The sequence below is a fragment of the Gordonia sp. p3-SID1431 genome, from assembly GCF_025143765.1.
GTDB classification, from domain to species: Bacteria; Actinomycetota; Actinomycetes; order Mycobacteriales; family Mycobacteriaceae; genus Gordonia; species Gordonia hongkongensis.
Window position 1 is genome coordinate 22,187 of the sequence record NZ_JAMBDT010000061.1, and the last position, 8,654, is coordinate 30,840.

Sequence of the window (8,654 nt, forward strand, 5' to 3'; positions counted from 1 at the left end):
GGCGGACGACCTATTCGGTCTCGCCGGCTTCGTTCTTCTTCTCCTGCAGGGCCGCGGCCAGGCGCGCCACCTGCGAAGCCGGCTGGTTGAACAGACCGGCGGCCTTTGCCAAGTTGCCCTTCATGGCACCGGCGAGCTTGGCCAGCAAGACCTCACGGGTCTCAAGGTCGGCGATCTGCTCGATCTCGGCAATGGACAGCGCGCGGCCGTCCATGTACCCGCCCTTGATGACCAGCGCCTTGTTGTCCTTGGCGAACGTCTTGATCGCCTTCGCGGCCACGACCGGCTCACCTTCGATGAAGGCGATCGCGGTCGGACCGGTGAACAGCTCGTCGAGCCCTTCCACGCCCGCCTCAGCAGCGGCACGCTTCACCAGGGTGTTCTTGGCGACGGAGTAGGTTGCACCCTCACCGAGGGAACGTCGCAACGTGCTGATCTGGGTGACGGACAGGCCACGGTATTCCGTGACAACCGTCGCCGTGGAGCTCTTGAACTGCTCCGCGATCTCCGCAACTGCGGCGACCTTTTCGGACTTGGCCATACTTCGCCTCCTCTCCTCGTCACTATGAGTTGGTCGAGTCCAACAGAAGAGCGACAGGCATCGGGAGGCGATCGAGGGCGGAGATGACAAACGCCCCGGCACACAGGCACGGGGCGTGAACGCACACACTGTTCGTGTGGAGCGACATTCCTCGTTCATCCTGCGTGGGCCGGCGACCTCGTCGCGCCTTCGTCCGGGAAATCCCGACGACCAACGGTCTCTGGTTGAACCGATACGACGCACGGGTGTGCATCACATCGACGACTAGGCTACGCGGACGTGGACGAACAATCCAAATCGTCGGACCTGCGGGACCCCAACGCCCGCGCACAGGCCGTCGCGGACGCCATCTACGACCGTCACCTGCAGCGGGCCTTCTGGCTGCCGGGGACACGTGCCGGAGCCGTCGCCTGGCCCATCGGGCGCGTGCAGGCCCAGTTCGGATCCTGGCATTACTGGTGGCAGGCACACCTCGTCGACCTGATCGTCGACGCCGCGATCCACCGTGTCGGCTCGGACCGCTCCTTCGACCCCGACGTCGCCGACGACGCCAACCGGCTGCTGCGCGGCATCCGGGTCCGCAACGGCGGCCGCTGGACCAACAACTATTACGACGACATGGCGTGGCTGGGACTGGCCATCGAACGCGCCGACCGGCACCTGCACCTCGACCATGCGAGCGGACTCCGTGTCCTCGCCGGGCAGATGCTCGACGCCTGGGTGCCCGCGGACGGCGGCGGCATCCCCTGGCGCAAGGCCGATCAGTTCTTCAACGCACCGGCCAACGGCCCGGCCGCGATCCTGCTGGCACGCACGGGTCACGTCGAACGCGCCGTGGCGATGTGCGACTGGATGGACGCCAACCTCGTCGATCCCGACACCCATCTGGTCATCGACGGTCTCAAGAAGCTGCCCGACGGTTCACTGAAACCCGAGACCGGCACCTACACCTACTGCCAGGGCGTCGTGCTGGGCGCCGAACTCGAGGCGTTGCGGACGACCGGGGATCGCCGGCACCTCGACCGGCTGGCCCGGCTGCTCGGCGCCGTCGAGCACCACTCCTGCACCGACGGGGTGATCAACGGCGGAGGTGGCGGCGACGGCGGCCTCTTCCACGGCGTACTGGCCCGCTACCTCGCACTCATCGCCACCGACCTGCCCGAGGCCGACGGTTCGGATGAACTCCGTACGCGGGCAGCCCGGATCGTGACCCGTAGCGCGGACGCCGCGTGGGCTCATCGCACCGAGGTCGCCGGACGGGTGATCTTCTCCAGCGACTGGCGACGAAACGCGGTGATCCCGACCGACGCCGGCACGAAAGCCCAGTTCGTGGCAGGCGCCGTCAATCCTTCCGAGGTCCCGGAGCGGGATCTGTCGGTGCAGTTGTCGGCGTGGATGGTGCTCGAGGCGGCGGCCGCCATCGATCTGGGTTTACCTGAATGTGACCAGGAACACACACGGCCATGACCAAAAGACGCCACCTCGTTAGCCATCCGATACCGCCGCTGAGTTATCCTTCAGCGACTACGTGAAGTGACCTGGACCACACTGTAATCCGCAGCCAGCGGACGGGCCGGGAAGCAAGCGACCGACACGACGGGGTGTCGGTGTCCACCCGGCCGTCTCGATCCGTGCAACAACTCGCGGGTGCGACACCTCATCCCAGGCAGGGTGATGCACCATGACGTACCAGCTGGATCCCACACAGCCGCGCGCCCGCGTCGCTCCGTCGACGCGAACCCGCACCACTGGTGCGCCGCATTTCGGCACGCTCCCGCTGGGTGATCCCACCGGCGGCGCCGACGGTATCCGCTGGCGCGAGCAGGTCGACGGCAAGCAGCTCTACCCGCGCGTCGTCATCGACCGGAACGTCTCCATCACCATGAGCGACGGCGTCGTCCTGCGCGCCACGGTCATCCGGCCCGCCAACCGGTTCGGGCAGACGATCCTCACCCCTTATCCCGCGGTCATCAACATCAACCCGTACAACCGCGCGGCCATCGACTTCATCGACCAGACCCTCCACGCCCCCGTCCTCGGCAAGGCACTGCACACCGCATCCCGGTCGATGGACGCGACGGGCACGGCCCTCGAGGGACTCACGACGCTGACACAGACCCTGTCAGGCGGGGTCTTCGACGTCTTCGGCATCAATCGCAACCTGGTACGCAGCGGGTACGTGCAGGTCGTCGTCGACGTCCGCGGAACCGGCGCGAGCCTGGGTAAATGGCAGATCCTCGGTCCTCGCGAGCAGCAGGACTCGGTGGAGGTCATCGATTGGGTGACCGAGCAGGAGTGGTGCGACGGGACCGTCGGGATGGCCGGCTGGTCGTACTCGGCGATCAACTCGCTGCAGGCCGCGGACAAGCGGCCGCCACAGCTGAAAGCCGTGTTCGCCGTAGAGGGTTGCGACGACCTAGTGCGCGACATCTACATCACCGGCGGCATGCCGTCGGCCTTCATCCCGGTGTGGTTGTCCGCGGTCAACATGCTCAAGTGGGTTCCCAACCCCGCCAACGTGATCCGCGACCTCGTGCGCGGCGACGCGGTGCGCTGGGCGATCGACCGGGTGAAGTCCCCGGCCACCGAGATCCCCTCGCTGCTGTGGGGGTTCCTGACCGCCCGTGATCCACGCATCTTCGACGACCCGTACTTCGACGCCCGCGACCCGATCGTCGACCGCATCGAAGCACCCACCTTCACCGTCGGCGCCTGGCATGATCTGTTCGGCCGCAGTGCAACCGGGGTGTACGAGCGCCTACAGATGGAGCCGGGCCGCAAGCAGATGATCGTCGGCGACGGCTATCACCTCGACGTGGGGTCGGGATACGGCGGCAAGTTCGCTCCCCCGCGCCTGGACGTCCTCGAACGCGCGTGGTTCGACCGCTGGCTCAAGGGGCACCGCAACGGGATCGAGTACTACGGGCCGGTCACCATGCTGCAGCAGGGCGGTGCGTGGACCGCGGGCCAGAGCTTCCCGCGTCCCGGGGTGGCCCCGACGCGGCTCTACCTGACTGCCGAACCGTCGTCGACCGCCGACCATTGCGTCCACGACGGTTCGCTGAGCACCACTCCCGCACAGGGTGTTTCGTCCCTGCACGTACGTCCGGACACTCGGGGGCTCCGGTCCCGGGACATGACCCAGGTGACCGCGGGGGCGACGCTGGCCCTCGGCGCGGACTTCGCCCGGGATGCGCGATACCAGGAGCGGGGCGCGTTGTCGTTCACCACGGAGCCGGTCGGAGAGGCAACCCCGATCAGCGGCGCCATGAACCTGCGCCTCAACGTCGCCACCACGGCACACGAGGCCGTCTGGGCGGTGACCGTGAACGACGTCGCGCCCGACGGTACGTCGGTGGTGCTGACCAACGGCGCGTTGTCGGCGTCGAATCGCGCACTGGACCAATCGAAGTCGACGTACGCCGACGACGGCAGCCTGCTCTCGGCGCACCACTATCTGTCCCGCAAGCGCAAGCTGCCGGTACCCGCCGACGAACCGATCCGCCTCGACGTCGATCTCGTCCCCACCGACGCGGTCCTGCAGCCGGGCCATCGGCTCCGGGTCGACGTCTACGCCGCGAGTCTCCCGCGCTACCTGACGCTCGTGCCCGACCTCATCAAGGCACGCGGCCGCCGACACCAGCGCCTGGTCCTCGACCCCGACCACCCGAGCCACCTGACGCTGCTGGCCGGCGACGGGCTGCGCTGAGGTCGTTCACCCCACCCCGGAATCCGACAGCACGACGCGATAGACGAACGCGGCTTCGGGCCCCAGTACGAGCCCGACGAGTTCGATGAGCGTCAGCACGAATCCGCGCCCGTGAGCCGGGCCGGTCGTGCCGTCGAGGTGATGGGCGAGCTCGTGCAGCACCACCAGTTCACGCAGCGCCCAGCGTCCGTCGGCCGCGGACGGGATGGCGATCTCGGCGGCGACCGGCACACCGTCGGATCTGCGAACCCGCGCCGCATAGTGCGCGGACCGCTGGCCGCGCCGTTCGCGGACCGACACCGGGTGCGACGCGCGCTCGAAACTCGACCGCACACCCGGCAGCGCGAGCACGCGGCCCACGTAGTCGTCGACGGCGTCGATCGAGGCGAAGCGCGCCTCCGCGGGGAGGGTGACCTCGGTGCCGGCGAGTTGCACCGTCCGTGACGACGACACGTTGTCGAACAGGCGATGCACGAGGTGCTCGGCCTCATAGAATCGTGCGCGCCCGGTGTCCCGTTCACTCACGGCATCGCCGATGATGAGAGACCCCGGAGCCGATGGGAGACTTCATGCGCCGTCCCGACCTCGATGCCGTACGCGAGCGCGTGATGCGGCTGCCCGGCGCCTCCCTGATGCTCCGCATCGTCATCGACATGGCTCGAGGCAATCTCACGGACCGGTCGATGACCCTGGCCGCGCAGGCCTTCACCTCGATCCTCCCGGTCGTGATCCTGGTGCTCACCCTGCCGGGCGCCAGCGTCGTCGACGACGCACTCACCCAGCTCGGTATCCCCGTCAGCAGTCTCGACACGCCCACGATCGACGACCCGACCTCGGCGACGACCTTCGGCATCGTCGGTGCGCTGATGACCATCGCCGGCGCCACCTCCCTGTCCCGTGCCCTCGGCCGAATGTATGTGTCGATCTGGGACGTCGCCAAACTGCCGTGGAGCAGCTTCTGGCGATGGGTCGTCGTCGTCTTCCTCATCCCCGCCGCGGTCACCGTGCAGGGTCTGTCCACCGGAGTGGAGGCCACCTCGCTGTTCGGCATGCACATCGGCGATCGGGGCGTCCTGGGAATCGGGCTCATCGTCGCGGTGACCGTGTTGATCTGGTCGGTCACCTTCACCGCGATCCCGCGGCTCCTGGTGTCGTCGCAGGTACCGATGAAGCTGCTCGTCCTCAACGGCCTCGGTACCGGCATCCTCATCACCGCCCTGCTCGCCGGCAGCCGCGTCGCACTGCCGACGCTCGCGGCGGGCACCATCCGCAGTTACGGCACCCTCGGTGTCGTCTTCGTCGCGATCAGCTGGCTGTTCGTGTTCGCGCTGATCCTCGTCGTCACCGCCATCGTCGTGCACGCCGTGGCAACGGACGAGGGTCGTCTGGGCCGGTGGGTGCGGCGGTGGGCCGGCACACCGACACCGTTCGTCCCGCACCCGTCTGCATCCTGGTACGACCGGCCGCCCGGGGGTCCGGTCGACGCCCCGCCCACGCGTGTGGAGCCCTAACCCTCCAAAGCGCCACGCGCACCGCCGAACTCGCGGTCGGCACCGATCTTCGCGCGACGTCCCGCGCGGTCGCCGGCGCGGCGTGCGGCCTCCGAGTAGCCGGCCGAGGCGCTCGACGGACGCCACGTCCCGCGGGCGCTCGACTCGGTCCGGTAGAAGTCGGTGACCTCGATCTCCTTGTTGCGCAACGCGACCGCCGTCGAGCGCGTGGTCTCCCCGGAGTCGCGTTCGGCGGCCAGGGCCTCCGCACGCGCGGCGTCGCGGGCCTCGGCGAGACGCTTGCCGATGCGTTCGGCGAACGCCGACTGGAAGTTGAGCCGCGCCGTGATCGGCGACAACGGCTTCTCCTCGATCACCCGCCGGGCTCGCCACCCGTTCCCGCGGGTGACGACCCGCGCGAACGTCTCGCCCTTGTAGGCACCCGACCGCAGGTAGGCGTCGCTGGCCGCGACCATCTGCACGATCAGCGACGTGTAGAGGGCCTCGCAGGCGTCGATGTCGGCTTCGTACCCGTAGGCGAGCACGAAGGTCGAGTTGCTCGCCACGTCGACGGTCACGTCGTTGGCGGCGGTGATGGCAACGAAGAGCTGCACATAGGTCCGCAGTCCGCGTTTGCCGGGCTCGCCGATCGCGATCTGTCGACTGATCGGGGTGACCTTCTTGCGCGCCGCGGGGTCGTGGGCCCGCGCCACCGCCAGGTCGATCGACGACGCCGTGGCGAGCCGCTGGGCGGCCTGCATGAAGGTCTCGGCTTCGTGCTCGTTGTCGGTGTTCTCCGCTTGACGGAGAAGGGCGGAGATCCGGGTGAGCAGCTTGTCGTCGCGCATATGTTTCAGACTATCCAGCGGCCCGTTCGGTTCCATCTGAGCGCGAATTGCCCCGAGACAACGTCTCGGCAACCCGCAGGAGGAGGGTGCAGGCGGCGATCGCGACCCCGGCCCACAACCCGGCGACACCCCAGTGACGTTCTGCGAAACCGCCGCACACCGCGCCCAGGACGAACACCGGCCACATCCAGAACACCGCCAGCCACGCCCACGGTCGATCGGTACCCAGCGAGGCGACCAGCTCGTGCGCGGACTTCACCAGCGTGCCGGTGACGTACGTCAAGCCGCCCGGCACCGTCGAGGTGTGCGACAGTGCCGAGTTGATCGCGCCGGTCGCAGTCGCCACCACGATCATCCCGGCCGTCGGCGACGCGGTCAGCGCGACAACGGTGCCGGCGAGAAGCGTCACCGTCACGGCTACGAGAACCCAGACCGGCGAGTGCTGTCCGCCCCAGCGACCGAGTGCCGCGCCGCCCACGGCCCCGCCGAAGAAGGCCGCGACGAGTCCGGCGACGACGGCGATCGTCGACCACCGGCCCGCGGCCGTCGACGCTCCCAGGATCGTCGAGTTGCCGGACATGAACGCGACGAAGCTGCCCTTGAGCACGACGAACGCGATGGCGTCGACCAGCCCGGCCAGGAACAGCAACGCTGCCGCGATCGCGATGTCCGGGTGGTTGCTGCTCAGGTACTTGTCGAGACGGACCGCCATGGGCACGAATCTAACGCCTGCGTGCCGGTCGGGATGGTCGGCGGACCAGGTCAATCGTCCGGTGCCCAGCAGGCGATGTCCTCGGCTCGGATCGGCCGGGCGGCGACGGCCCGCTGGGTCATTCGCAACGCATTGCCGAACGGGTCCCGGAACGCACAGTCGGTGCCGTAGGGCTGGTCTTCGGGGTCCTGGGTGAACTCGACGCCGCGCGCGACGAGCGCCGCGTGGGTGCCGCGGCAATCGTCGGTCGACAGGATCGTCACCGGCATCGCCCCCTGCGTCACGAGGTCGCGGATCTTCGCGGCGGTCTCGTCGGAAAGCGCGGGCGGCCCGGGCTTCTCGAGCAGGATGAGCCGGTCGGGTTGACCGGGCGGCGCGATCGTCAACCACCGCATGAAACCCATGTCGACGTCGGTGTCGACCGTGAAACCGAGTGTGCCGACGTAGAAGTCGAGTGCGACGTCCTGATCGAGGACGTAGACGGAATGGATACCGATGCCGTTGATCATGCGCCCGACGATACGACCGGCGGCCCGGCCGGCGCTTCTCCGAAATCGCTCACTTCGGCCGCTCGCGGGACCCCGGTGGCAGCATTGCTCGGCCTGGTCCACCGGCGCACGAAGCAACCGGGAACGGGAATCGGAGCGACACGCTGCCGGTAGGCCGTGGGACTGGAGCCGACGATTCGGCTGAACGTCCGGCCGAACGTGCCAGGACTGTCGTAGCCGACCAGCAACGCGACGTCGAGCACCGGGACGTCGGTGGTCCGAAGGAGGGCACAGGCCCGCTCGATGCGCCGACGCTGCAGGTAGCGGTGCGGCGTCTCCCCGAACACGGCCCGGAATCGGCGGATGAAGTGCGACGGCGACATCAGCGCGATGCGTGCGAGCGTTGCGATGTCGAGGTCGTCGGCGTAGGAGCGGTCGATGACGTCGCGCGCACGGAGCAACCGGCGGTTCTCGTCCTCGACCTGGGTGAACACGTCACCCAGTGTGACGCACGCTCAGTGCTTCTCGCAGGCGATGCCGTCCCCGTCGCGGTCGCTCTCGGAGTTCGCCTCGTACAGTTCGTCGTCGACGGTGAACGTCGTGACCGGCGTACCCGACGTCGAGTCGACGGCGCCGGTCTTGCCGACACCGTGCGGGTAGTCGCCGCGCAGTTCGGTGCAATTGGCGTAGTCGGTTGCCGCCGCGGCGGGTGCCGCCACCATCAGCGGAGCGACCGTCATCGACGTCGCGGCCAGGAATCCGAGAACCATCTTTCGCGAGCAACGCATCGTGCTTGACCTTCTTCGTAGTGTCCCCCGACACCTCAACGTGACGAGGTGACACTACGGGTTCCGGCCGGCGAAAAG

The 8,654-nt window shown here is 68.3% G+C and carries 10 protein-coding genes; 3 read left to right on the top strand and 7 right to left on the bottom strand.

The genetic code is table 11. From position 1 onward, the window contains the following. Positions 1–10: 10 nt before the first annotated feature. Positions 11–541: a 50S ribosomal protein L10 gene (gene rplJ, locus M4D77_RS15430; RefSeq protein ID WP_004019499.1), complete on the bottom strand. Its 531-nt coding sequence runs from the start codon at positions 539–541 to the stop codon at positions 11–13. A 279-nt stretch (positions 542–820) separates the two neighbouring features. Between rplJ and M4D77_RS15435 the strand changes: the two genes are divergently transcribed. Further along, positions 821–2,008 carry a glycoside hydrolase family 76 protein gene (locus tag M4D77_RS15435; protein ID WP_259936620.1) on the top strand — a complete coding sequence of 396 codons (1,188 nt, stop codon included), beginning with the start codon at positions 821–823 and terminating at the stop codon, positions 2,006–2,008. Between the two features lie 214 nt (positions 2,009–2,222). Continuing rightward, entirely contained in the window at positions 2,223–4,250 is a 2,028-nt protein-coding gene (locus tag M4D77_RS15440) for a CocE/NonD family hydrolase (RefSeq protein ID WP_065629263.1), read from the top strand. Positions 4,251–4,256: 6 nt separating this feature from the next. Here the strand turns inward: M4D77_RS15440 and M4D77_RS15445 are convergent, their stop codons facing one another. Further along, positions 4,257–4,775, bottom strand: a complete 519-nt coding sequence (locus M4D77_RS15445; protein WP_058253351.1) for a TIGR04338 family metallohydrolase — start codon at positions 4,773–4,775, stop codon at positions 4,257–4,259. A 44-nt stretch (positions 4,776–4,819) separates the two neighbouring features. Between M4D77_RS15445 and M4D77_RS15450 the strand changes: the two genes are divergently transcribed. Continuing rightward, positions 4,820–5,761, top strand: a complete 942-nt coding sequence (locus M4D77_RS15450) for a YhjD/YihY/BrkB family envelope integrity protein (protein WP_159370210.1) — start codon at positions 4,820–4,822, stop codon at positions 5,759–5,761. Here M4D77_RS15450 and M4D77_RS15455 read toward each other — a convergent pair. From M4D77_RS15455 to M4D77_RS15475, 5 genes are read right to left on the bottom strand one after another with little or no spacing between them, the layout of a single operon-like run. Further along, entirely contained in the window at positions 5,758–6,588 is an 831-nt protein-coding gene (locus tag M4D77_RS15455; RefSeq protein ID WP_058253315.1) for a DUF2786 domain-containing protein, read from the bottom strand. The two genes, M4D77_RS15450 and M4D77_RS15455, sit on opposite strands and share 4 nt — an antisense overlap. 10 nt (positions 6,589–6,598) lie before the next feature. After that, complete coding sequence (locus M4D77_RS15460) at positions 6,599–7,300, bottom strand: YoaK family protein (RefSeq protein WP_259936622.1); 702 nt, start codon at positions 7,298–7,300, stop codon at positions 6,599–6,601. A gap of 50 nt (positions 7,301–7,350) precedes the next feature. Beyond that, positions 7,351–7,809, bottom strand: coding sequence for a VOC family protein (locus M4D77_RS15465; RefSeq protein WP_159370208.1), 459 nt, complete (start codon positions 7,807–7,809; stop codon positions 7,351–7,353). Then, positions 7,806–8,282, bottom strand: a complete 477-nt coding sequence (locus tag M4D77_RS15470; RefSeq protein WP_259936623.1) for a helix-turn-helix domain-containing protein — start codon at positions 8,280–8,282, stop codon at positions 7,806–7,808. Before M4D77_RS15470 ends, M4D77_RS15465 begins: the two co-directional genes overlap by 4 nt. Before the next feature lie 21 nt (positions 8,283–8,303). Beyond that, positions 8,304–8,576: an excalibur calcium-binding domain-containing protein gene (locus M4D77_RS15475; protein WP_259936624.1), complete on the bottom strand. Its 273-nt coding sequence runs from the start codon at positions 8,574–8,576 to the stop codon at positions 8,304–8,306. Positions 8,577–8,654: the final 78 nt, after the last annotated feature.